This window comes from Rahnella sp. GSA61A, assembly GCF_019969905.1.
Lineage (GTDB): Bacteria > Pseudomonadota > Gammaproteobacteria > Enterobacterales > Enterobacteriaceae > Rahnella > Rahnella aceris.
In genome coordinates, this window is sequence record NZ_JAHXYO010000056.1 from 1 (window position 1) to 576 (window position 576).

Sequence of the window (576 nt, forward strand, 5' to 3'; positions counted from 1 at the left end):
TAATGCCGATCGTTTAAGGATCAGTTGACCGATCCGGTGGCTCGTGTAAAAAGGGTTCATGCTCATCATGGACCCTTTTTAAATGGAACTTTCACAAGCTCTCGGTATTATCAATCTCACTGCCCCCGATGAAGTTCAAAGCCTCGCTGACCTCCTGTCTCCTGACCTCATTCAGCAAGCTTTTTCTCTCACTGACACCGTCACCCTACGCAAGCGTAAACTCCCCCTCGAGTCCATGGTCTGGCTGGTTATCGGTATGGCCATATTCAACAATAAGCCTATGAGTCATATCGTTAATCTGATGGATATTGTTGACCGAACCGGACGCTCATTCACCGCACCCAGCTCCGTTATTGCCCGCAGAAAAACGTTAGGTGAAGATGCCATCCGGGTTCTGTTTGATATCACTCAGCAACACTGGCATGCAGAGGCAAAACATCCTCTCTGGCACGGACTGACACTCAATGCCGTCGATGGCGTAGTCTGGCATACGCAGGACACGCCTGAAAATGCAGAGGCCTTCGGTAAGGCTTCGAACCAGCACGGCGAACGCGGATATCCTCAGGTCCGCATGGT

1 protein-coding gene is annotated in these 576 nt (G+C 50.9%); it reads left to right on the forward strand.

Annotation, left to right across the window (positions count from 1 at the left end):
• Positions 1-82: 82 nt before the first annotated feature.
• A partial coding sequence (locus LC431_RS26205) for a transposase domain-containing protein (RefSeq protein ID WP_223510483.1) occupies positions 83-576 on the forward strand: 494 nt, incomplete at its 3' end.